At 70.4% G+C, this 23154-nt stretch carries 20 protein-coding genes; 6 read left to right on the top strand and 14 right to left on the bottom strand.

The genetic code is table 11. The annotated features are described in order from the left end of the window. Position 1: 1 nt before the first annotated feature. Both QRN44_RS08565 and QRN44_RS08560 read right to left on the bottom strand, forming a co-directional pair. Positions 2-934, bottom strand: a complete 933-nt coding sequence (locus tag QRN44_RS08565; protein ID WP_285038870.1) for a carbohydrate ABC transporter permease — start codon at positions 932-934, stop codon at positions 2-4. Between the two features lie 17 nt (positions 935-951). Beyond that, positions 952-2235, bottom strand: coding sequence for an ABC transporter substrate-binding protein (locus QRN44_RS08560; RefSeq protein WP_285038869.1), 1284 nt, complete (start codon positions 2233-2235; stop codon positions 952-954). Positions 2236-2375: 140 nt separating this feature from the next. Here QRN44_RS08560 and QRN44_RS08555 point away from each other — a divergent pair, with 140 nt between their 5' ends. Next, entirely contained in the window at positions 2376-3419 is a 1044-nt protein-coding gene (locus QRN44_RS08555; RefSeq protein WP_285038868.1) for a LacI family DNA-binding transcriptional regulator, read from the top strand. A 4-nt stretch (positions 3420-3423) separates the two neighbouring features. After that, positions 3424-4686: a glycoside hydrolase 5 family protein gene (locus tag QRN44_RS08550; RefSeq protein ID WP_285038867.1), complete on the top strand. Its 1263-nt coding sequence runs from the start codon at positions 3424-3426 to the stop codon at positions 4684-4686. A 273-nt stretch (positions 4687-4959) separates the two neighbouring features. Here QRN44_RS08550 and QRN44_RS08545 read toward each other — a convergent pair whose 3' ends face one another. Continuing rightward, positions 4960-6075: a hypothetical protein gene (locus QRN44_RS08545; RefSeq protein WP_285038866.1), complete on the bottom strand. Its 1116-nt coding sequence runs from the start codon at positions 6073-6075 to the stop codon at positions 4960-4962. Positions 6076-6168: 93 nt separating this feature from the next. On the opposite strand from QRN44_RS08545, the gene QRN44_RS08540 reads away from it, so the two are divergent. Continuing rightward, entirely contained in the window at positions 6169-6798 is a 630-nt protein-coding gene (locus QRN44_RS08540; protein WP_175117576.1) for an isochorismatase family protein, read from the top strand. A gap of 14 nt (positions 6799-6812) precedes the next feature. Here the strand turns inward: QRN44_RS08540 and QRN44_RS08535 are convergent, their stop codons facing one another. Genes QRN44_RS08535 through QRN44_RS08505 form a run of 7 tightly spaced genes read right to left on the bottom strand, consistent with a single transcriptional unit; the run spans position 6813 to position 13545 of the window. After that, complete coding sequence (locus tag QRN44_RS08535) at positions 6813-8321, bottom strand: ABC transporter substrate-binding protein (protein ID WP_285038865.1); 1509 nt, start codon at positions 8319-8321, stop codon at positions 6813-6815. Between the two features lie 55 nt (positions 8322-8376). After that, on the bottom strand, positions 8377-9249 hold the full coding sequence (locus tag QRN44_RS08530; protein ID WP_121293987.1) for a MurR/RpiR family transcriptional regulator: 873 nt from the start codon (positions 9247-9249) through the stop codon (positions 8377-8379). Then, positions 9230-10105 (bottom strand): phosphonate ABC transporter, permease protein PhnE, encoded by an 876-nt coding sequence (gene phnE / locus QRN44_RS08525; RefSeq protein ID WP_285038864.1) that lies wholly within the window; start codon positions 10103-10105, stop codon positions 9230-9232. Before phnE (QRN44_RS08525) ends, QRN44_RS08530 begins: the two co-directional genes overlap by 20 nt. After that, the gene (phnE, locus tag QRN44_RS08520) at positions 10102-10935 is read right to left on the bottom strand and encodes a phosphonate ABC transporter, permease protein PhnE (RefSeq protein WP_285038863.1); all 834 of its coding nucleotides are present in this window, start codon (positions 10933-10935) and stop codon (positions 10102-10104) included. The genes phnE (QRN44_RS08525) and phnE (QRN44_RS08520) overlap by 4 nt, the downstream gene beginning before the upstream one ends. Further along, entirely contained in the window at positions 10932-11756 is an 825-nt protein-coding gene (gene phnC, locus QRN44_RS08515; RefSeq protein ID WP_071259130.1) for a phosphonate ABC transporter ATP-binding protein, read from the bottom strand. Before phnC ends, phnE (QRN44_RS08520) begins: the two co-directional genes overlap by 4 nt. A 39-nt stretch (positions 11757-11795) precedes the next feature. Beyond that, positions 11796-12806, bottom strand: a complete 1011-nt coding sequence (phnD, locus tag QRN44_RS08510) for a phosphate/phosphite/phosphonate ABC transporter substrate-binding protein (protein WP_121293990.1) — start codon at positions 12804-12806, stop codon at positions 11796-11798. Positions 12807-12837: 31 nt separating this feature from the next. Beyond that, positions 12838-13545 carry an HAD family hydrolase gene (locus QRN44_RS08505; protein WP_285038862.1) on the bottom strand — a complete coding sequence of 236 codons (708 nt, stop codon included), beginning with the start codon at positions 13543-13545 and terminating at the stop codon, positions 12838-12840. Positions 13546-13695: 150 nt separating this feature from the next. Here QRN44_RS08505 and QRN44_RS08500 point away from each other — a divergent pair, with 150 nt between their 5' ends. Further along, a complete protein-coding gene (locus QRN44_RS08500) occupies positions 13696-14313 on the top strand; it encodes an amino acid deaminase (protein ID WP_285038861.1) in 618 nt (205 codons plus the stop codon). Between the two features lie 6 nt (positions 14314-14319). Here the strand turns inward: QRN44_RS08500 and QRN44_RS08495 are convergent, their stop codons facing one another. After that, the gene (locus tag QRN44_RS08495; protein WP_121293992.1) at positions 14320-14880 is read right to left on the bottom strand and encodes a hypothetical protein; all 561 of its coding nucleotides are present in this window, start codon (positions 14878-14880) and stop codon (positions 14320-14322) included. A gap of 83 nt (positions 14881-14963) precedes the next feature. Next, positions 14964-18083 (bottom strand): CLIPPER-2 domain-containing protein, encoded by a 3120-nt coding sequence (locus tag QRN44_RS08490; protein ID WP_285038860.1) that lies wholly within the window; start codon positions 18081-18083, stop codon positions 14964-14966. A gap of 175 nt (positions 18084-18258) precedes the next feature. On the opposite strand from QRN44_RS08490, the gene QRN44_RS08485 reads away from it, so the two are divergent. Next, entirely contained in the window at positions 18259-19890 is a 1632-nt protein-coding gene (locus QRN44_RS08485) for a helix-turn-helix transcriptional regulator (protein ID WP_285038859.1), read from the top strand. Positions 19891-20028: 138 nt separating this feature from the next. Then, on the top strand, positions 20029-20865 hold the full coding sequence (locus QRN44_RS08480) for an alpha/beta fold hydrolase (protein WP_064294694.1): 837 nt from the start codon (positions 20029-20031) through the stop codon (positions 20863-20865). A gap of 63 nt (positions 20866-20928) precedes the next feature. On the opposite strand, the gene QRN44_RS08475 is transcribed toward QRN44_RS08480, so the two are convergent. Continuing rightward, positions 20929-22266 (bottom strand): glycoside hydrolase family 32 protein, encoded by a 1338-nt coding sequence (locus QRN44_RS08475; protein WP_285038857.1) that lies wholly within the window; start codon positions 22264-22266, stop codon positions 20929-20931. Between the two features lie 53 nt (positions 22267-22319). Further along, positions 22320-23153 (bottom strand): carbohydrate ABC transporter permease, encoded by an 834-nt coding sequence (locus QRN44_RS08470; RefSeq protein WP_175117588.1) that lies wholly within the window; start codon positions 23151-23153, stop codon positions 22320-22322. Between the last annotated feature and the right edge of the window lies 1 nt (position 23154).

Raw genomic sequence — 23154 nt, 5'->3', positions numbered from 1 at the left:
ATCAGTGGGTGGCGCGCAGGGTCCGGCGGATCAGCCACATGCCGAGCAGCCCGAGGACGAACAGGACCACACCGACCGCCTGGCTGTAGCCGAGGTCCGTCTCGACGAACGCCTTGCTGTAGATGAGGTACGACAGCGTCATCGTCGAGGTGCCCGGACCGCCCTGGGTGAGGAGGAGGACCGTCTGCGCCGAGTTGAACAGCAGCGACAGGAACTGGAGCATGGTGACCACGCCGATGAAGTCGCGGGCGATGGGCCAGTACATGCGCCAGGCGATGCGCCAGTCGGAGGCGCCGTCCACACGGGCCGCCTGCACGATCTCCGTGTCGACGCCGTCGAGACGGGCGGCGATGAGCACGGCCGAGTAGCCGATGCCGCTCCACAGCTCCACGGCGATGATGGCGCCGAGCGCGGTCGACGGGTCGGCCAGCCAGGCGTTGCCCGCCAGGCCGAGCGGCGCGAGCAGGCCGTTGACGAGTCCGTCCGGGTTGAGCATGGCGTAGAACACCATGGCGGTCGCCGGCGCCGAGATCAGCGCAGGGATGAACAGGATGTACCGCAGGACGCGGTGCCCACGGGGCTTCTGCACGACGTAGAAGGCGAGGAGGAAGGCCAGCACGATCATGATCGGGAGTCCGACGACGATCTGGACGGCCGAGTTGCCGAGGGCGGCCCAGAAGGTGGCGTCCGCGAAGACGACGCTGAGGTTGTCCAGGCCCGCGAACGACGGGGTCTCGAGCATCCCCGGCCAGCGTAGGAAGGCGATCACGAAGATCGCGACGACCGGCCCGATCATGAAGACCGCGTACCAGATGAGCGCCGGGAGGGCGAGGCCGGGGAAGCGCTCCCGGAGCGGAGAGCGACGCGGACGAGCGCCAGGTGGTCGGGCGGAGACGGGTCGTCCCGTCGTGGGGCTGACTTCGAGCACGGTCATGATGTCCTTTCGGGCCCTCAGGCCGCGTCGTAGGCCTGCTCGAACCGGTCGATGATCTGGTCGGCGCTCGCGGAGCCGTAGGCCATCGCGGTCACCCGGATCATCGGTTCGAAGACCGCATCGGGGATGAGCAGATCGGGCAGCATGACCGGGGTCACCTGGTCGGTGGTTAGCTGCGAGGCCTGCGCGACGAGGGGGAAGTCGGTGCTCACGACGTCCGTGATCCGGTTCATGTCGCGACCGGAGCCGAGGATGAACTCGCTCGTGACCTCGGGGGAGTAGAGGTTCTGGATGAAGGGCTTCAGCAGCTCGAGCTTCTCCGCGCCGTTCGCGCTGATCCAGATGCCGTGTCCGTTGTAGCTCTGGATGACGGTCGGATGGTCGACGACGCCTCCCTGCGAGGGTGTCGGCCACCCGCCGACGGTCACCTCGGCCGCACGCTCCGCGGGGACGAGGGCGAGGGCGGACGACATCGCCGGCACGATCGCGGCCTTCCGCGTGTTGAACTGCGTGAGTTCCGAGTCGGAGGTGTACCCCTGCACGTTGTCGACGAACACGCCGGCATCCCGCAGTTCGACGAAGTGCTCGACGCCGGCGACGGCTCCGGGGAACTCGGAGAGCTTGCCGGTGGAGAACGCTCGGGTGGCCTCGTCCTTCGTGAGGAAGCCCTGCAGGATCTGCAGGAACAGCTTCTGCCCGCTCCAGTCCGATCCTCCGACGGTGACCGGCCCGATGCCCTTCGACCGCAGGGCGTCGGCGACGAGGATGAGCTCGTCGGACGTCGTCGGCAACTCGACGCCCGCCTCCGCGAGCAGGCCGGTGTTGAACGACACCGGCCAGTTGGTGCGGGTGAAGGGGAACGCGCGGAGGTGTCCGTCCTCGTCGGTCCACTCCTCGAGGGCCTCCGGGATGATCTTGTCGCGGAGGCCCCAGTCGTCCAGCAGATCCTCCACCGGGATCGTGGCGCCGAGCCGGGTCCAGGAGAGCGTGCGTCCCTGCAGGTTCACCATGGCGATGTCCGCCTCCTTGCCCGCGAGCGAGCTCGTCTCGAAGACGATGGGGAGGTCGGAGCCGTTCTTCAAGAGGGCGACGGCGCGGTCGGTCGTGCGGGAGTAGGCGGCCACGACGTCGGAGAAGACCTGGGCTCCGGAGACGGCGCCGCTCAACTGCGTGTGCACCGAGATCGATCCGGGGATGCCGGACGCTGGAACGAGGGGGCCGCATCCCGTGAGCAGGGGGATCATCACGCCGCCCCCGATCACCGTGCCGAGGAACGTACGTCTGCTGATGCCATCGGTCATGAGACCTCCTGAGAGCTGCGGTGCGTCGGGATGGGACGTGATCGTGTTCTCCGCGTGGCGCTTGTGTAGCGGTACACATCAACGTGCGGTCAATGTATACCGCTTTACAAGATCCGGTCAAGCCCCTACTCTCGGACACGATGAACGACAAGAAACCGGCTCGCGCGACCATCGCCGCCGTCGCCGCCCGCGCGGGGGTCTCCCCGTCGGCGGTGTCGCACGTGTTCAACGGACGACCGAACGTGTCCACGGCCACGGCGGACCGCATCCGCCGCGCGGCCGACGAACTGCACTGGCGGCCGAACTACGCCAGTCGCAAGGTCAGCGGCCGCGGCGGGCGCAGTCTCGGCCTCGTCGTGACGCGTTCCGGCGACACGTTCGAGCGCGACCCCTTCTTCATGCGGCTGATCGCCGGTCTCACCGAGCCCCTCGCAGCCATCGGTTGGTCGTTGTCGCTCACGCTCGTGCGGGACACCGACGAGGAGCGTGTGTACCGCGAGTGGTGGAGCGAGCAGCGGGTGGACGCGTTCCTGCTCGTCGACGTCCGCGACGACGACCCCCGGATCCTGCAGGTGCGCGAGCTGGGGGCGCCGGCCGTCCTCCTCGGTGCGCCGGTGGACGATCTCGTGCCGGCCGTCACGGTGCACGACGATGCGGCCTACGAGGAGGTGCTGGAGCATCTCGCCGCCCTCGGTCACCGCGCGATCTCCCGCGTGAGCGATTCTCCGGGCCTCGTCCACTCCAGGGAACGAGACCGTCGCTTCGTGGAGGCTGCGGAACGTCGGGGTATGACGCCGACGGTGTTGCACTGGGAACCGTCCGCCGAGGATCCCGTCGCCGACGTGCTGCGACGCTCCGGCCCGGCCACGGCACTGCTCGTCGACAGCGAGGCGATGGCCGCCGAGATCATCGCGCATGCGCCGGAGCTGGGCGTCCGGGTCCCCGAGCAGCTCTCCGTCATCGCCTGGGAGGACTCGTGGGTGTCGACCCTCGTGCGTCCCCGCATCACCGCGCTCGACGCTCCCGTCGAGGAGAGCGCGAGGACGGCGGTGAAACTGCTCGAGCGGCTCGTGAACGGCGAGCGGGTCGCCTCGCAGACCGTCTCGGCGCGACGACTCATCGTGCGGGAATCCACCGCACGGACGCAGGCCCCGGACCAGACCCCCATCGAGAAGGACGAGTGACACCGTGACCGACCACACTCCGCGCTTCGGAGCGAACTACACACCCTCCAAGGACTGGATGTTCCAGTGGATGGGCATCGACGCCGACGTCGTCCGCAGTGACTTCGAGGCGTTGGCCGGTCTCGGTCTCGACCACGTCAGGGTGTTCCCGCTCTGGCCGGTGCTGCAACCGAACCGGACGCTCATCCGACGCCAGGCACTGGACGACGTCGCGCTCGTGGCCGACCTCGCCGGCGAGTTCGGACTCGACATCGCCGTCGACGTCATCCAGGGGCACATGTCGGGGTTCGACTTCGTCCCGGCCTGGCTCGTCAACTGGCACGACGGCAACATGTTCGTCGACGAAGCCGCCGTCGACGCGCAGGCCGCGCTCGTGTCCGCCGTCTACGACGCCGTGCGGGACCGCCCGAACCTCATCGGCCTGACCCTCGGCAACGAGCTCAACCAGTTCCAGCCGCCGAACCCGGCTGCGATGCCCGCTGACAGCGATCAGGTCGCGCACTGGTTGACCAGGCTCCTGGAGGCGCCGGTCGACCCAGACCCCCGGCACCTGCTCACCCACAGCGAGAACGATCACCTCTGGTATCGGGACGGGCATCCGTTCCTCCCGGTGCACGCCTCGCGGCTCGGCGACATCACGACCGTGCACTCCTGGATCTTCAACGGGACGGCGAAGCGCTACGGTGGCCTGTCCCCGCAGTCCGTCCGCCACGCCGAGTGGATGATCGAGCTGTCGAAGGCGTTCGCCACGGACTCGGAGCGTCAGGTGTGGCTGCAGGAGGTCGGTGCTCCGTCGATGAACCTGGCGGACACCGAGATGCCCGAGTTCGCGGCCCGGACCGTGGAAGCGGCGCTCTCCTCGCCCGGTCTCTATGGGATCACCTGGTGGTGCTCGCACGACGTCTCCCGGTCGCTCGGCGACTACAAGGATCTCGAGTACTCGCTCGGTCTGCTCGACGTGGACAACGCGGTCAAGCCGCTCGGCCGTCGCTTCGCCGAGCTCGTCGCGGACGCGCGCGGCAGCGCGCGGGACCGGGTGCTCGCACGCACGGTCGGCGTCGTCGTCGATGTGGACGAGCACGACCTCCCGATCGCTCGGGCCGACCTCGCACCGGGTGGCGTCGTGTTCGAGCGTTGGCACGAGCTGCGTGAACAGGGCGAGCCGGTCACCGTCGTGACGTCTCGGACCGCGGCGGATCCCGCTTCGCTGGCGAAGCGTGGCATCACCGCCGTGCACGCCGTCCCCAGCGCAGGATCCGCGCGGTGACGGGGACCGACGACCGCGGTGCGGTCGTCGGGAGGGTCGGCTGACGGGCGTCAGCTGCGATCGCTCGCGAGCAGCCCGAAGACGACCGTGTCGGTCCACTCGCCCTTGTTCCACCAGTCCTGCCGGAGGTGGGCCTCGCGCCGCATGCCGACCCGGACTCGACCCGAGGTTCACCGAGTCGCAGGCCGTGCAGAGCGCCCGGACTACCAGGCGTTCATCGCCTGGACCATCCAGACCTGCGGTTTCGACACCGAGTGACCGCTCTGCCGGCCGTCACCGCGTCTGGGCGATGATCGCCTCCGCGACCGTCTGTGCACCGTCGCCGGAACTCACGGCGTAGAACGTCTCACCGACGGTGAGGTAGAGCGGCGACCGCGGACCGTCCATGCGAAGCGCGACGAACGCCGACTCGCCGTCGACCGCGCCCTCGAGGATGACCGGCTCGAGGGCCGCCGCCATGTCGGGCTGGGCTGCCAGCTCGTCGATGATCGTCGCGCCGTCGCGCACGACCAGGATGTCGGTGTACCCGAAACCCTCAGCGAAGAGTTCGCAGCTGAACGCACCGACGCGGGCGCTCGCCGCATCCTCCAGATCGCCGATCGGCTGGGCCCGTGGGTCGATGACGGTGTAGGTGGTGGTGGCCTCGCCGTACTGCAGCGCTGAGACGATCCCGGCCTCGTCCAGCCCGCCGTCGCAGCTCGCGTCGCCCTCGCGTGGCGCGAGCGCAGGCCAGGCGAGCTGAGCCTCGGAGGCGGGCTCCACCGTCGAGAAGGTGGTCTCCGCCGCCGAGGTGAGGTTGTCGAGGACCTCGCCCGACGGCGTGCCGTCGAACCGGCTGCCGGTCGAGGTCAGCCCGGAGGCGGTGATCGACAGCTCGACCCAGGCCGAGCCGACGGGAGCGGACACGCGCCATCCGGTCTCGCCCGACGAGGTGGTCGCCTCGACACCGGCGATCGTCCTCGTGTCTTCGGACGGTGTGTCGCCGGTGTAGGGCGGTGCCCAGTCGTCGGCAGCGCCCGGCAGGATCTCGATCGAGAGGTAGGCCCAGTCGCCCGCTCCATCGCCGATCATCTGCTGTCCGGCGCCCACCCGCCAGGAGCAGGCGAGCCCGCCGGCCGCCGTCAGGACGGCCAGATCCACGGCGTCGGACGGCTGCACGGCCTCGACGACGTCAGCCGGTTCAGCAGCGAGGACGCCGGCGACGGTGTCGAGCGATGCGAGGTCGCTGCACGCGAGGAGGTCGGTCGACTCCGGGGTGCTCGGTGCATCGGAGGTCGGCGACGCGTTCGGCGTCGCGGATGACGCGCACGCCGATGCCGACAGCGCCACCATCACGGCGAGTCCCGCACTGATCCCGACCGAACGCATCCCCGCACCCCTGATCCCCATGCGCCGAGACTATCGGTGGCGCGCGTCGTCCGCTTCCGCGGGAGGATGGAACCGGCGTCGTGTGGATGCCATCACCGAACCGAGGAGTTCTCCGTGACCACGACCCGTCGCGCCCTGATCCTGATCGACGTCCAGCAGGAGTACTTCGCCGGTCCGCTCGCGATCCAGTACCCGCCGCGCGACGAGTCGATCCTGCGGATCGCGGACGCCATCGACGCGGCGACGACGGCCGGAGTCCCCGTCGTGGTCGTCCAGCACTCATCCGGCAGCGGGGCCCCGGTCTTCGATCCGGACACGAGTGCGTTCGAGCTGCACCCCGAGGTCGCCCGCCGGGTGCAGCCGTCCTGGAAGGGCGTTGTGAAGCAGTACGGTTCGGTCTTCGCCGGGACCGAGCTCGAGGCGTGGCTGCGCGAGCAGGGCGTCGACACCGTCACGCTCGTCGGGTACATGACCAACAACTGCGTCATCGCCTCGGCAGCAGGCGCCGAAGAACTCGGTATCGACGTCGAGGTGCTCTCCGACGCGACCGGAGCCATCAACCTCGAGAACGCGGCCGGGTCCGTCGACGCGAAGACGGTGCACACGACCCTCATGGCGCTGCTCGATTCGAACTTCGCCGCCGTGGCGACGACGGCGTCCTGGACACAGGCCCTCACGGACGGCACGGCGTTGCCGAAGGACGACCTGGTGTCCTCCGCCACGCGCGCCGCCGGTCGCGACTAGCCTCCCGCCGCCGATCAGTCGGTGACGGCGACGTCCCGGAGGTCGAGGTGCTCGCTGACGAAGTCGGTGGGGAAGCCGGTGACGCCGTCGCGCACGACGGTGAGGGTGATCCCGGTGTAGAGCCAGTCCGCGGCGTGGTCCTTCGAGACCAGCGCGGCGGCTTCGCGGAGTCGTTCGTCGGCGACCTTCGGGTCGATCGCGGCCTTCGCCTCGCCGACCAACGACTGCACCGCCGGGTTGTCGTATCCGAAGTAGTAGTCCGGGTCCGCCCAGTGCTGGATGTCGCGTGCCTCGACGTGGTTCACGAGACTGAGGTCGTAGTCGTGGTTGGTGTAGACGTCGTTCAACCACGTGGGGAACTCGACGCTGTCGACCGTCAGGGTGACGCCGACGGCCTTGAACTGCGACACCAGGACATTGGTCGCGGCGGTGCCGTAGTGGTTCGGGACGGTGAGCGTGAGCGCGAGGTCCTCCTGGCCGGCCTGCGCGAGGAGCGCCTTCGCCGCGTCCGGGTCGTAGCCCACGACGTCGCTGAGGTCCTCGTAGCCGGGGTCGAGCTCCGGGATCGGTCCGTACTGCAGGGCCGCGGCGCCACCGACCGCTTCGACGATGGCGGCGTGGTCGATCGCCGTCCGGAGGGCTTGGCGGACGAGGGGGTCGTTCAGGGGCGCGCGCTGGTTGTTGAAGGCGAGGGTGTACTTGTCGGTCGTCTTCCCCTCGACGATCGTCAGGCCGTCGGCACGCTCGACCTGGTCCCGCAGGTTCGCGTCGAGACCGATCTGCACGTCGACCTCGCCCGCGAGGGTCGCGTTGACGGCCGAGGACGCATCGGGGATGTAGCTGAAGACGACCTCCTGGACCTTCGGAGCGTCACCCCAGTAGTCGTCGTTCCGCTCGACGGTGATGCTGTCGCCCTGCTTCCACGATGTGAGCGTGAACGGCCCGGTGCCGTTCGCCGTCGTCGACAGGTCGTTGTCCGCCCCGGCCCGGAGGATGAGCCCCGCACGACCCGTCAGCGCCCACAGCAGGTCGGAGTCGGGGGAGCTGAGCTGCAGCCGGACGGTGCGGTCGTCGACCGCCGTGATGCTCTGGAGCTGCTCCAGGTCGAGGTGGTCGACGAACGCCTCGTTCTGCTGGACCTGCGTGAGCGAGTCGACCACGTCGGCGGTGGTGAGCGGAGCACCGTCATGGAAGGTCACGCCGTCACGGAGGACGAAGGTGTAGGTGAGCCCGTCGGCGCTGACCTCGTGGCGCTCGGCGAGGGTGTCGACGATCTCGTTGTCCGACGTGCGCGAGACCAGCCCCTGGTAGACGTTGTCGATGAGGACCTGTTCGAGTGCGACGCCGGAGGTCGTGCGGATGTTCAGGTCCGAGGGCTCGAGGACGAGGCCCACGCGGAGTGTCGCGTCGGTGTCCGCGGTCGGCGTCGTCGCCGGGCCGGCGCAGCCCGTGAGGACGAGGAGGGAACCGGTGGCCGCGATCACGGCGGTGAGCAGGTGACGACGCAGTCGATGACGGGGCATGGGGAACATTCTCGCGGATCCCGGCACCGGTCCGAGACGGTCGGCCCGAGCCGGGTCAGTCCGAGGCGTCGTCCGACAGCGAACCGCTGATGACCGCGAGCGTCGCCGACTGGGCGCGCTGCGCACGATCGCCCCGCCGGCCCACGAGCAGGCCGACCACGGATTCCGTCACCAGCATGATGGCCGCCCGGGAGGTGTGCACGAGTTCGTCCCGGAAGGTCGCGTCGATGGGAGCGACCACGAGCGCGACATCGGCGAGTTCGGCGACGGCCGAGCGGGGGAACGAGGTGATCGCGAGGACGGTCGCGCCACTCGCTCGAGCCGCCGCGGCCACGTCGACGGACGCCCGGTTCGCGCCCGAGCCCGACAGGACCAGACACGCCGCGCCCGGGCCGAGGTGGGTGGCCGCGATCTGCTGCCCGAGCGTGTCGGGCAGGTACTCGGCCGGCCGGCCTGCGGAGATGAGCCGCATCGCCAGATCGGAACCGAGCGGTGAGGAGAGGCCGTTCGCCGCGATGAGGAGTCTCGGCGCCTCGTCGAGCACGCGGACGAACCGTTCGAGCGTCTCCTCCGTCATCGCCGACGTCGTCTGGCCGAGGCGACCGGCGAAGTGGTCGATGGCCCCGCGGAGGGTGCCGAGCATCGTGTCGTCGCCGTCGTCGCGGGCGGTCGGTGTCCCGAGCGCGACCTCGCGGGTGAGGGCGACCCGCAGCTGCGGGTAGCCCTCGTACCCGAGCGACTGCGCGGTGCGGATGACCGTGGCGCGGCCGACACCGGCGAGGTCGGCGACCTCCTGGGCGGTGCGCTCGATGCTCGCCTCGATGTCCTCGGCCACCGTCTCGGCCACCCGGCGTTCGCTGGGTTGGAGCGACGGCGCGAGCATCGCGATCCTGGCCGTCGGCGGGGCGTCAGCGGACCCTGTCCACATTGTGGCTCCTCGTCGTGCGGGCGGGAAGGGCGGTACGGGTGGTGCGGGCGATGCCGGGGCCCCGGGTGATCCTGCGTCGGATGGCTCCCGAGATCGCGTCCATCGTCATGGTCACGACGACCACCACGATCAGCAGCATCCCGACTGTATCCCACTGGCGATAGTTGGTGTAGTTCGCCAGCATGCTGCCGATCCCGCCTGCGCCGACGAGCCCGAGGACCGCCGAGGTGCGGATGTTGATCTCGAACCGGTAGAGCGCGAGTGACAGCAGTGCCGGGGCGGCGGCGGGCCAGAGCGCCCAGCGCGTCACCTCGGCGGTACCGCCTCCGGCAGCGCGGACGGCCTCCGAGGCGCCCTCCTGCACGGACTCGATCGTCTCGTAGACCCATTTCCCCTGGGTGCCGACGCCGGCGATCCCGAGCGCCAGCGCGCCCGTGAACGGGGTGAGTCCGGTGATCGTGAGCAGGATGAGGGCGATGATCACCTCCGGGACCGCGCGGATGACGGCGAAGACCCCGCGCAGCGGCAGCCGCAGCCAGACCGGACCGACCGACCCGGCGGCGAGCATGCCGAGCGGGATCGAGACGAGGACGCAGAGGATCGCGCCGATCCAGGCCATCGAGATCGACCGCCACATCTCGGTGAGGGCCCGCGGGAGCTTCTCCCAGTTCGGGCTCTCGAACATGAGCCCGCCGAAGTGCACGAGCTGCGCCGGGACGGTCCCGAGGTCGCGCCAGTCGATCGGCAAGCCGGCGGTCGCGGCGATGACGACGATCCCGACGGCGACGGCCGCGAGGGTCGGGACAAGCCGCGAGGGACGGCGGGGGAGCAAGCTGTTCGGATCGGTCGCGGTCATACGAGTCGCCTCCGCAACAGGTTGGACGCGACCTCGATGAGGACGACCACGACGAGGATCTCGAGGACGATGACCGAGACGTCGTCGTAGGCGTAGAACGCCCGCCGCTCGTCGAGCAGCCGACCGATGCCGCCGGCGCCCACGATGCCGAGGATGGCGGAGATGCGGACGTTGAGCTCCAGGGTGTACAGCCACTGGTTCGCGAACAGCGGCCAGACCTGCGGGAGGACCGTGACACGGTTGATCTGCGTCTGCGTCCCACCGGCGGCCTTGCCGGCCTCGATGTAAGGGTGGTCGGCCGAGTCGATCGCCTCGGAGACGAGTTTGACGATGATGCCGAGGTCGAAGAGGAAAAGCGTCAGGAGGCCGGGCAGCGCACCGACGCCGACCATGGCGACGAGGATGGTCGCGTAGACGAGGTCGGGCACCGCTCGGACGACGTTGACGATCGCGCGCAGGATGCGACGCGACAGGCCGTTCGGGTTCGTCGGGGCCGCCGCCCACAGCGTCAGCGGGACGGACAGCAGCGCAGCGGCCACCGCACCCACGAGCGCCATCTGCAGCGTCTCGAGCATCGGTTGCACCGTCCGTGGCAGGAAGGCGACGTCGGGTTGGAAGAGCTGGAGGAGCAGACCGGATCCGTTGTCCCAGTGGGAGATGAGCGCGCCGAAGTCGAGCTGTACGCCGCCGATCGCCGGGAGGCAGGTGGCGATCGTGAACGCGGCCACGGCCCCGATGATGAGCGCGGTCCGCAGCCGGGTGCTCGGCCTGGGCGGCAGCTGCCAGTCGGTCCCGGGCGGCAGCTTCACGTCGGTCCTGGTCGCCGTCATCGGTCCAGCCGATCGTCGGGCTGGATGGGGCGACCGTAGATCCGCTCGAAGTCCGCCTCGGTCGCGTCGGCTGCGGAGCCGTCATAGACGAGTTCGCCGTCGCGGAGCCCGATCATGCGGGTCGTGTAGGTGCGAGCGAGGTCCATGAGGTGGATGTTCACGAGCACCGTGAGACCCGTCTCGGTGTTCACCCGGCGCAGGTCGTTCATCACCGTGTGCGCGGTCGGCGGGTCGAGACTCGCGACGGGCTCGTCGGCGAGCATGACGCTCGGCTGCTGCGTGAGGGCACGGGCGATCGCGACGCGCTGTTTCTGGCCGCCGGAGAGTTGCGCCGCGCGGGTCCAGACCTTGTCGAGCATGCCGACCGACTGGAGCGAGCGCAGGGCGAGCTCCCGGTCGGCGGCGGTCGTCAGGCCGAGGAGGTTCCGGTACGTCGGGGTGCCGGCGAACCGGCCGACGAGCACGTTGCGGTACACGCTCGTCCGATCGGCCAGGTTGAAGCCCTGGAAGATCATGCCGACGTGCCCGCGCAGACGACGGAGCTGCCTGCCGCGCAGACCGGTGACGGTATGCGGCCCGACGGCGACGGTCCCGCTCGTCGCCGGCACGAGGCCGTTGATCGTGCGGATGAGCGTCGACTTGCCGGAGCCGGAGAGCCCCACGACGGAGACCATCTCCCCGGCGGCGATGTCGAGAGAGACGTTGCGGAGCGCCTTCGTGCCGTTCGGGTAGGTGACCGAGACGTCGTCGAGACGGATGGACCACGACGCGGAGGCCGCGAGCTGGGCTCGGGCCTCCGCGCGATGCTGATCAGTGTTCATGCACCGGATTCCTGGAGAGGGTCGATCGGTTGAAACGGGTCAGTTCGAGAACTGGTCGAGGATCTCGCCGTAGCGGGTGATCTCGTCCGGTGCGGTCTTGTCGGTCCAGCCGGAGAGGCCGACGAGGTCGAACATGACCTGCTTCGCCGCATCGGAGGAGTCCGCGTAGCCCGCCATGAGCTTGGTGAGCTGCTTCGTGAGGTCGGCCGGGAGCGACTTCGAGACCGCGACGCCGCCGTTGGGGATCATCTCGGTGTAGGCGAACGCGACGACCTTGTCGGCGACGTCGGGCGCCTCCTTGAGGACGGTCGTGCGCGCGTCCCAGTAGCCGAACGAGACCTCGGCGTCGCCGTTGTAGACGGAGAGGACCGCGTTGTTGTTGCCCTCGACCGGCACCTGGGTGATGTCGGCGTCCGTGTCGATGCCTGCGTCACGCATGGCGACCACGGGGTACTGGTACCCGGCGGGCGAGGTCGCGGCCTGCAGGGCGACCTTGGTGCCCTTCGAGATCTTGTCGAGGGCCTTCAGCGCGGCCGGCCCGGATCCGGTCGCAGCGTCGGCGCCGGGCTCGATGCCGTTGCAGTACGAGAGCGGGGTGTCGCTTGCCGCGTAGGTGACCATGACCGGAGCCTCGGCGCAGTACTTGTCGGGGTTGTTCGTGTAGGCGACCGACGCGTACGAGGTGGCCCCGAAGCGGACGTCGCGCAGGACGAGGTTCGCGTCGTAGCGCTCGGTCGCGTTGTAGAGCGAGCCGGCGTCGGTGATGATGACCTGTGCCTGGTCGCTGCCGAGGGCCTCGACGGTCGCGGCGTAGTCGGTCGCGACGACGCCGTTGACCTCGATGCCGAGGTTCTCCGAGAGATAGCTGGTGAGCGGGTCGAGTGCTTCGGCGAGGTCCTCGCCCTCCACCGACGGCACGAGCGAGATGGTGATGGAGTCGGGCCAGGACGCCGTGCCTGTGGCCGACGGGGAGGAGGCGGCGGGGCTGCAGCCGGCGAGGGCGAGGGCGGCGACGGCCGCGACGCCGGTGAGGAGCAGGGTCTTACGCATGTTCGGGATGCCTTTCGAGGGTGGAGGGTGATCAGGAGGCGGACGGAGCGGGACTGGAGGTCGGGGAGGCGTCGGGGAGGCGCGATGCGGCTGCGGCCCACGCGATGATCTGGTCGTACAGGTCGGCGAGCGAGCGCCCACGCATCGTGGCGGTGGCCGTCGAGCGCTCGAAGGTCGCGCCGACGAGGGCGGTGTCGGCACCCAGTTCGGCGGCGGGAGCGAGGTCGTTCTCGACGATGTCGCCGACGGCGAGGACGGGGCCGGCGGCGAGCGCGTCGCGGATGAGCGGGACGAGGCCTGCCGGCTTCCCGACGGTGAAGTGCACGGCGTCGAACGCCTCGGCGACGCCCCAGGACTGGAGGAGGGCCGTGATGCCGTCGCCGGGGGCGTTCGTGGCCAGGACGAGTCGGGCCTGGGCGCCCAGCGTCTCGAGGAATGCGGGCAGGCCCTCGGGGGAGTCGACCGCCGCCTCGCTCGAGCCGAGCAGAGCGCGCGACTGGTCGTAGGACGCGCCGATGACGTCGGCACCGACGCCGGCTTCGCGGGCGATCCGGGTCACGGCGTCGTAGCCGTCGCGGGCGTCGGTCTCGCCGTTCGAGAACGCGGCGAGGGCGGCCTCGGCGCGCATCGCGAACTCGGAATCGCCGGTGCGCTCGGCGATGGCGCGGGCGAAGGCCGTGATCGGCCCGTCGCCGAGGGCGAGGGTGCCGTCGAAATCGAAGAGGATGGTGGGGGCCACAGGCGCTCCTTCTGAGCGTTTCGTTCACACGGCCGCTCCTGCGGACGCTGCGTCCATCATGGATGGCGAGTGTGGACGCAATCACCATGGTGGGTGAACGGCGGGTGAATTCACCGACACACGAGCCGCCTATGCTGTGGTGCTGTGATGATGACGGAGCTCGCGCGACGAGCAGAGACCGAACCCTCGACCGTGCTCGAGGAGCACTCCTGGTTGGGTGCGGCGATCGACGACGACACGGCGGACGGCCGGTTCGCCTCCTGGGGTGCGTCGACCGTCATCGACGAGCACACGGGTGGGCCGGTGATCCCTCGTGCGCTCTTCGAGGCGCTCCATGCGCGCGCCGGCCTCACCGCGGTCTGGCCGGTCGGGAACGCCGGGCTCCTCCACGTCTACGGCTACCTGCTCTCGGCGGTCCCGACGCCGTACGGGTTGAAGCGCGACCGCTGGCTGGACGGAACGCTCGCGCGCGCGTTCGGGCTCCCCGACGACGAGTTCGTCCCGTGGGCCCGTGCGTCGTCCCTGCTGTCGCGGGTGACGGCGGCCGCGCAGGACCTGCTCGCACGACCGGCACGGACTGCCGACGGCCCGTCCGGTCGGATGCGTCTGGCGCTCGGCGACCCGACGGACACCGATGCCGTCGCGCTCGTGTACGGCATCGACGAGCACCTGATCACGACGTTCCCGGTCGCCTCCGGAGCAGCGGTGCTGGAGGAGTGGGACGCCGACCCCGACCGCCCCCGGTGGAACGCTGCTGTCGAACGTTGATCCGGATCAGGCGTCGGAGGATCCTCGGCGGGCGTCGGCGCGACGCACGGATCGCACGCCGGAACGGCGGAGGCTCCCGGCGACGAGACCGGCCAGCTCCATGGCGAGGACGTAGCTCACGACGCGGACCGCGAGCAGCACGATGACGAGCACCGGCGAGACGAGGTCGGGCGAGATCACCGCGAACGACAGCGCCCAGATCGCGACGCCGCCGACCGCCGCCGCAAGCCAGGTCGTCACGCGGGCGGGGTGACGGCGGCGGGCGAGCACCAGGTCGATCGCCGCTGCCGGAACGACGAGCGCGACGATGATCGCCGGGCCGAGGGCCGTGACGGGCAGTGCGAGGAGCCCGGTGACGGCTGCGGTGAGCGCCGTCGCACCGGGGACGCCCGTCCAGCGCCTGGCGAGCATCGGCATCACCATCGTGACGGCGGCGATCGCGGCGTAGAGCACCGGGTTGAGCACCGCGGCGGTCGACGTCAGCGGGCTGACGAGGAAGAGGATGACGGCACCGACGGCGCCGAAGGCCGCACAGCGCAGCAGGGTCGTGGTGGTCGCGGATCTCATGGCCTCAACAGGGTAGTGGTGGTGGAAGTACGACGGGCGGGCCGAGCCTGAAGGCTCGACCCGCCCGATCGGTCAGGTCCGGGTCAGCGCCCGGTGACGAGGCGGCGTCGGATGACGAGCCCGGTACCGAGCAGCAGCAGGACCGCCGCCCCGACCACCAGCGGTGCGATGGTCGTTCCGGTCGAGGCGAGCACCGGACCCGGCGTGCTCACGGTGGCCGTGGACGGGTCGGAGGTGAACGATTCGCCGCCCGGCGTCACGCCGGTCCCGAAGGCGGTGTTCCGGATCGAGCCCGCGTTCAGGTCCGCCTGGGTGACCGTGTAGGTCGCGGTGCAGACGATCTGGAGCCCGGGGGCGAGGAGCGCCGTGCCCGTCGGGCAGATGATCGCGGAGAGCGCCCCGGTACCGGTGAAGTCGCCTTCCTGGACCGCGACGTCACGCAGCGTGACGTTACCGGTGTTCGTCACCTGGAACGAGTAGGTGATGACCTGTCCTGCAGCCGTGGCCCGCTCGACGTCGGCCGTCTTGACCACCGAGAGACCGGGGACGGGCGGCGACGGGATCATGACCTCGGACGGCGGCGAGACCGGCGGGACACCGTTCACGCTGTTCGGCGGCGTCGCCGTCGCGGTCGCCGAGTTCGTGATCAGGCCCGCGTCGACGTCGGCCTGCACGACCGTGTAGGTGGCCTCGCAGGTGATCGTCGCGCCCGGCGCCAACGAAGCGGCTTCGGCCGGGCAGACGACGTCGGACAGCTCGCCGGCGCCGGAGAACTCCCCTTCCACCACCGTCGGGTTCGTCAGCGTGACGTTCCCGGTGTTGGTGAGGAGGAAGGAGTAGGTGACGACCTGGCCGACCGCGAGGCCGCCCTGGGCCACCGCATCGGCCGACTTCACGACCGTGATGGCGGGTGTCGCCGGGAACGCGACCGTGGTCTCCGACGGCGGCGAGACCGGGGGCGTGCCACCGTTCGGCGGGGTGCCGGTCGCGGTCGCGGTGTTCGTGACCGATCCCGCGTCGACGTCGGCCTGGGTCACCGTGTAGGTGGCCTCGCAGGTGACGGTCGCCGCCGGGGCGAGCGAGCCTGCCGCGGGCGCGCAGACGACCTGGGACAGCTCACCGGTCCCGGTGAACTCGCCCTCGACGACCGAGACGTCGGAGAGCGTGACGTTCCCGGTGTTGGTGACCAGGAACGAGTAGGTGACGTCCTCGCCGGCGTTCGCGACCGTGGTCGGCGTCGCGGACTTCGCCACCGTGATGGCGGGCGCTGCCGGGAACGCGACCGTGGTCTCCGACGGCGGCGAGACCGGGGGAGTGCCGCCCGCCGGCGGGGTGCCGGTCGCGGTCGCCGAGTTGGTCACGGAGCCGGCGTCGACGTCGGCCTGCGTGACCGTGTAGCTCGCTTCGCAGGTGACGGTCGCCGCCGGGGCGAGCGAGCCGGCTGCGGCCGGGCACACCACGTCGGAGAGCTCGCCGGTGCCGGTGAACTCGCCCTCGACGATCGAGACGTCGGTCAGGGTGACGTTGCCGGTGTTGGTGACGAGGAACGAGTAGGTGACGTCCTCGCCGGCGTTCGCGCCCGTGGTCGGCGTCGCCGACTTCGCGACGGTGAGCGCCGGGGCCTGGGCCACGCCCGGGATGGTGACCTCGGACGGCGGTGAGACCGGCGGCCGGCCCTGCGGTGGTGTCCCGGTCGCGGTGGCCGAGTTGGAGACGGTACCGGCGTCGATGTCGGCCTGCGTCATCGTGTACGTGGCTTCGCAGGTCACCGCCGCCGCGGGTGCGAGCGTCGCCGCTCCCGGCGGGCAGACGACGTCGGAGAGTTCACCGGTCCCGGTGAACGTGCCCTCGTCGACCTGGACGTCGGTGAGCGTGACGTTGCCGGTGTTGGTGACGAGGAAGGAGTAGGTGATCTCGTCGCCGACGGCGTACTCCGCCGCAACGGGGGACGCGGACTTCACGACGGTGATCGCGGGAGCCTGCGGCACGAACTCGACCGTGGCGTCGGCCGGCGGGTTGAGGCCCACGCTCGTGATGTTGTCGGGCCCGTTCGTGAACGTCCCGGCGACGGGCGACGTGACCTCGACGGTCACGGCGCAGGAGGTCATGCCCTGGTTGAGGTTCCCGGTGACGTCGATCGACGAGCCGCCCTCGGGCGCGGTGACGACACCCGACGGGCAGGTGGTCGACGCGTCGCCGCCGGCGATCGTCAGGCCGGCGGGCAGCGCGTCCGTGAAGGACCAGCCGTTCTTCGCCGCGAGTTCGTCGGTGTTGGTGATCGTGAGGGTCAGCGTGGACGTCTCACCGGCGACGACGCTCGCCGGGCTGAACGACTTGTCCAACTGCGGGGAGACGTCGAGCACCTGGATGTTGTCGAAGGCGTGGTCGTTGCCGGCCGTGCCGCCACCGGTCAGGTTGCGGGCGACGATGCCGACGGTCGCCCCGGGGAGCAGGACCGCTCCCGGCGAGACGTAGGTGCCGACACGGACGTTCTCGGCCCCGGCCGCGCCGGTGGCCGGTGCGGTGACGGACCGGGAGCCGGCTGCGGTACAGCCGTTGACGGCCCCGACGGAGTGCGCGCCGCCCTGGTCGTCGGTGAGGAAGAACTCGAGGACGGGCTGCTGCGACGCGTTGCAGGACACCGCGGCGAGATCCACCGAGGTCGTGAGGTACCGGCCGGCGCTCGTGAGCGCGATCGGGTCGACGGTCGCGAACTCGACCGCGTTCGGCGGGTTCATCGTGAGGGTCTGCTGCGAGGTCCAGGCACTCACGGAGTGGTTGGCCGTGTCGCCGGCGCCGAGGGCCCAGGCGAGCTGCCGCGTGCGCCCTTCACCGGACGCCGACGCCGCGAGGCACTGCGGCTCCGCGGACGAGGCGAAGCTCGTGATGTTCCCGTTGCACTGGGTGTGGTCGCGCCAGGAGGCGTCCGCGGTGTACCGCGTGCCGTCGGCTCCGACGTAGTCCTCGAGGTACGTCGGCGACGTCACGCCGTTCTCGAAGTCCTCGGAGTAGACCACCGAGCCCGACTGCGGGGTCCCCGGCGTCCCCGGCACCGCCTGCGCGCTCGAGCCGACCCCGACGAGCGAGAGCGCCGACAGGACGGTCACCCCGATGATCCCCATGGTCGGGCGACCGGCGGACGGTGCCCCCCACCGGTTCCGCCACCGAGCGCGGTGACTCCTTCGACCCGTGTGCTGCTGCATGTGTGTCGCCTTCCCCGTGAAGCGGCGGTGCGCCCGCCGAAAACCTGGCCCCAGCTGCGGGGCCGAGGATCAGTAGAGCGGCAACCCCGACGCGGTCCGGGCGGATCGGCCAAAGACCACCCCGCATCCTGCCCCGGGTGTTCCCCGACAGGTGGCGGTCACTTAGGGTTGACCCGTGCACACCGGTTGGAAGAGGTACTTTCCCTCCCTCGGGGCGGGGTTCCTCCACCCCACGGACGTCGCCCCGGTCACCCGTCTCCTCACCACGGCCATCCAGGAGGAGGACTGGGACACGGTCGTCTCGGTGATCGAGTACGAGTGGGGGATCCTCATGGCGCTCGACCTCGCGACGCTCGACCGCGCGCTGCAGGCGCTCCCGGCGCGCGTGCTCTCGAACCACCCCATCGTCTTCGCCGTCCGCGAGATCCGGCTCAACATCCGCGGGGAGACCGACGCACTCGACCAGTCGGTGGGGCGGTTCCAGCTCCCGACTGATCCCGACGACATCCGTGACCGCGCCCGCTCCGAGCTCGCGCGCATCAGCCTGAGCGCATCGACGGCGTTCATGATCGCCTACCGCGTGCACGGCCGGCACCAGCGGGCGTTGCACTACGCGCGGATCACCGAGGAGCTCGCTCGCCGAGCCCGCGTGCATCGCCCGACCGAGTTCGCGCCCCGCGTCCCCACCGCCCTGCTGCAGGTGGGGATCACGAAACTGCTCGTGGGAGACCTCCACGAGGCGAGCCTCGTGCTGCGCGAGGCGTACGAGCTCCGGCACGAGTCCTGGGACGGCCGGAACGGTGGGGACGCCTCCGGCAAGCTCGCCCTGCTCTATGCGGTGCGCGGCGAGATCGTGGAGGCGGACCGCTGGCTCGAGCGCCACGACGACGGGGGCGGCGCGCACGGGTGGATGGTGCCCCTGGTCCAACTGTCCGGGTCCATCGCCCGGGCGCTGATCGCCATCGCCCGCGTCGACCGTGTGGCGGCGGAGGCCGCGCTCGCGACGCTGGAGCTCCAGGTCAACCGTGAGCGGTCCTGGGCCCCGTTCATCACCTACGCGCAGGCGCAGCACGCACTCCTGTGGGGCGATCGACGGGCGGCGCTGCAGCTCATCGAGCGCACCCGCGTGTTCGCCGGTCGCAGCCTGCGTCATGCCGGATCGGAGCGACTCCTCGACGCCGTGGAAGCGTCACTCCTCCTCGCCCTCGACCGCCCGACGGAGGCCAGCGTCCTCCTCGACGGCCGTGACCGGAACGCCCACACCGCGGCGGTCGCCTCGCGGCTCGCGCTCCTGACCGACCGTAAACCCCTCGCGCGGGAACTCGCCACCGCCGGGCTCGCGGAGGAGCGCATCGACGCCGGTGCGCAGACGGAGCTGCTCATCACCTCGGCGCTCGCCGACGACTCGGACGAGGACGGTCGGCGGCACCTCCTCCAGGCGATCGCCACGACGGCGCGGACCGGGATGCTCACGCCCTTCGTGGTCGCGCCGCGCAGGCCGCTTCGACACCTCCTCGGCACGATGTCGCCCAGTGCGACCCACGCGTGGATCGAGCGGACGCTCGCCTCGAGTCCCGAGCCGACGCCGGAGACCGTGCAGCTCGTGGAGCTCACCGCCACCGAGCGCCGGATCCTGCAGCTCTCCGCAGAGGGCCGGACCAGGCAGGACATCGCGCAGGCGCTGTACGTGTCCGCGAACACGGTGAAGTTCCACTTCCGGAACGTCTACCGGAAGCTCGGCGTCGACTCCCGCGAGGACGCGCTGGCCACCGCGCGGCGGTTGGGGTTGCTCCCGACCGAGCGGTGAACGTCTCTGGTCGCCACGTCGCCGGAGTCTTCAGCGGATAGGACATCGCCTCGCGGTTCGCAAGCCCCCATCCGCTCGCACCGCCTCCGTCGAAGCTGGTCTGAGTGGCCGCGACCCGCGGCCCGGGAGAGGAGCACCATGACGGAGATCACCGCACACCACGGCCTGCTGAAGGACACGAACCTACACGTCGACGACACCGGTGGCACGGGACGCCCGGTCGTCCTCATCCACGGTTGGCCGCTGTCCGGTGCGTCGTGGAAGGAACAGGTCCCGGCCTTCGAGGCCGCAGGCTACCGCGTCATCACCTACGATCGCCGCGGCTTCGGTCGCAGCGACAAGCCGCTCACCGGTTACGGCTACGACCGGCTCACCGACGACCTGCAGGCGGTGCTCGAAGCGCTCGACCTGCGCGACGTGACGCTCGTCGGGTTCTCGATGGGTGGCGGTGAGGTCGCCCGGTACTTCAGCCGCCACGGTTCGGAGCGCATCCACAGCGCGGTCTTCGCCTCCGCGGTTCCGCCGTACCTGCTGCAGACGGCCGGAAACCCTGACGGGCCCCTCCCGGTCTCCGAGGCCGCGAAGATGACGGCCGGGCTCACGGCGGATCAGGACGCGTTCTACGACCAGTTCACGACCGACTTCTTCTCGGTGGACGGCGAGCTGAAGGTCACGGAGGAGCAGCGTCAGGAGGCTCTCGCGCTCGCGCACCAGGCGTTCAAGCCCGCCGCGCTCGAGGCCATGGCGTCGTTCGCGAACACCGACTTCCGCGACGACCTGCCGAACGTCACCGTCCCGACCCTCGTCATCCACGGCGACAGCGATGCGACCGTCCCCTTCGAGGGCTCCGGTGCACGGACGCACGCGGCGATCCCGTCGTCGACGCTGTACGTCGTCGAGGGTGCGCCGCACGGCGTCAACGTCAGCCACGCGGAGGAATGGAACCGGGCCGTCCTGGAGTTCCTCGCGAAGTAGGTCCGGCAACCGCATGCGGTGACGCGCGGCGCACCCAGCGCTGCGCGTCACCGCGTCTCCGCGTCAGTGGGACGCCGACACGCCGCCCGCGACGGGGAGGGCCAGCGACCAGGCGTCGGCTCGCACCCCCGCGTCGTGCCGCACGGCGTACCGCTCGCCATGGGCCGGATACGCGCGGAAGGTCCGAGCGGGGTGCCCGGTGTGGTGGATCTCGACGATGGACGCGTCGATGAGGATCCGGACCTCGTCGCCTTCGATCAGCTCGCCCCGCCAGATCAGCTGCGTGTCCGAGCCCTCCAGCTCGAGGGAGGCCGTGCCTGCGCCTGCGAGTCGCACCTCCGCCTGATCAGGGAGTTCCGCCGCGTCGACGAGCTCGGCACGGAGCCTCGTCAGCTCCCGCGCCGGCGTCAGCTCGACCTCGTCGCCGCGGACCACGAGCTCGCGCGGGAACGTCAGCATGCCCGACCACCCCTGCTCGTCGGTGTCCGCCTGCGTCCGGCCACGCACGCCCTCGGGTGCGATCTCCTGGGCCCAGCCCCAGAGCAGTACCCGCTCCGACTGTCCGTCCGAGCCGTCGGACTGCACGGCCTGCGGCGCGTAGAAGCTCGACCCCTCGTCGATGATGCCGGTCCGGCGGGCGCTGAACACGGGTCGCCCGGTGGCCTCGTCGAGCTCCATCGAGCCGAGGACCCAGGCCACCCCGCGGTGCGGACGGCCGTCGAGCCACAGCGAGACCAGCAGCACCCAGTCGTCGCCGACGCGCACGAGCTGGGGGCACTCCCACCCTTCGCACGGAGCGAGCTCCGAGACGACCGGCGCCTCGGCCGTCAGCAGGTACCCCTCCTCGGTCCAGGCGTCGAGGTCGTCGACGCCGTAGAGGAGCAGTGCGCCACCGACGTCGGAGCGACCCGCGCCCTGGATCGCCCAGCGGCGCCCACCCAGCTCGAAGACGAACGGGTCGCGCACCATCGTCACGCGTTCGTCCGCGGGGAGCGAGGCCGCGACGACACGTTCGCCGCTCCAGTCCTGCGCATCCGCCGAGCCGTGGACGACGACGACCTCCGAGAACCCGTGTCGATCACGCGCGCCCGAGTACACGACGGCCGGCCGGCCCCGATCGACGACCCCGACGCCGCTCCAACAGCCGAAGCCGTCGGTGGTGTTCGGGCGGGGTGCCAGGGCCACCGGGTGTTCCTCCCAGGCGAGCAGGTCCGGCGAGCTCACGTGACCCCAGTGGATGTCCTCGTGCCTGGCCGACCCCGGGTTGTACTGGAAGAAGACGTGCCAGCGACCGTCGACGAACATGATGCCGTTGGGGTCGTTCAACCACCCGGCCTCGGGTCGGGGGTGCAGCTGCGGGAAGCCGCGGTCGAGGACGTGCGTTGCGTGGAGGCCGGTCATGGCTTCCTTTCGGTTCGAGATCGGTCGGATCGAGGGGAGGGCGGTGGTGCCGGTCACTTGCTGACGCCGGCGGTGAGCCCTTCGCGCAGCGGCTTCTGGCCGAAGACGAAGACCAGCGCAGCCGGGATCATGGACAGGACGACACCGGCGAGGACGGTCGCGACCGACCCGGTGCCGAGGTTGCCCTGCAGGGTCACGAGCCCGAGCGGGAGGGTGAAGTTCTGCTCGCTGATCGTGAGGATCAGTGGTCGGAAGAACTCGTTCCAGTGGTAGTTGAACGCGAGGATGCCGACGATCGCGAGGCCCGGGGCGGCGAGCGGCAGGTAGATGCGGAAGAAGATCTTCCACGGTCCCGCCCCGTCGATCTGCGCCGCCTCGGCGAGCTCCGGCGGCAACCCCATGAAGTACTGCCGCATGAGGAAGGTGCCGAACGCCGTCGGGATCATCGGGATGATGAGCGCGAGGAGCGTGTCCGACAGTCCCATGCCGCGGATGAGCATGAACACGGGGACGATCGTCACCTGCATCGGCACCATCATCGTGGCGAGGATCAGTCCGAACAGGATGCGCTTGCCGCCGAAGTCGAAGCGCGCGAACACGTAGCCGGCCATCGCCGCACTGAGCATCTGTCCGGCCGCGATGAGGAGCGTCACCAGTGCGCTGTTCCACGTGTAGAGCAGGATCGGGATCTTCTGGAAGACGTCGATGAACGCGCCCGGGCCGAACTCGGTCTGCCCGGTGTCGACGTTCGCGGGGGTGAGCGCGGTGATGAGCGTCCACACGACGGGCGCGAGCGTGAGGAACGCGGCGATGACGAGGACGAGGAACTTCCCGGCCGTGGCGAGTCGGCGGCGTGATGAGTCGGGGGTGACTGCTGCGATGGACATC

Source organism: Plantibacter sp. lyk4-40-MEA-4, assembly GCF_030209415.1.
Classification (GTDB): Bacteria; Actinomycetota; Actinomycetes; order Actinomycetales; family Microbacteriaceae; genus Plantibacter; species Plantibacter flavus_A.
The sequence above is the reverse complement of the archived record's forward strand: the minus strand, read 5'-3'. Positions and strand labels throughout refer to the sequence as shown.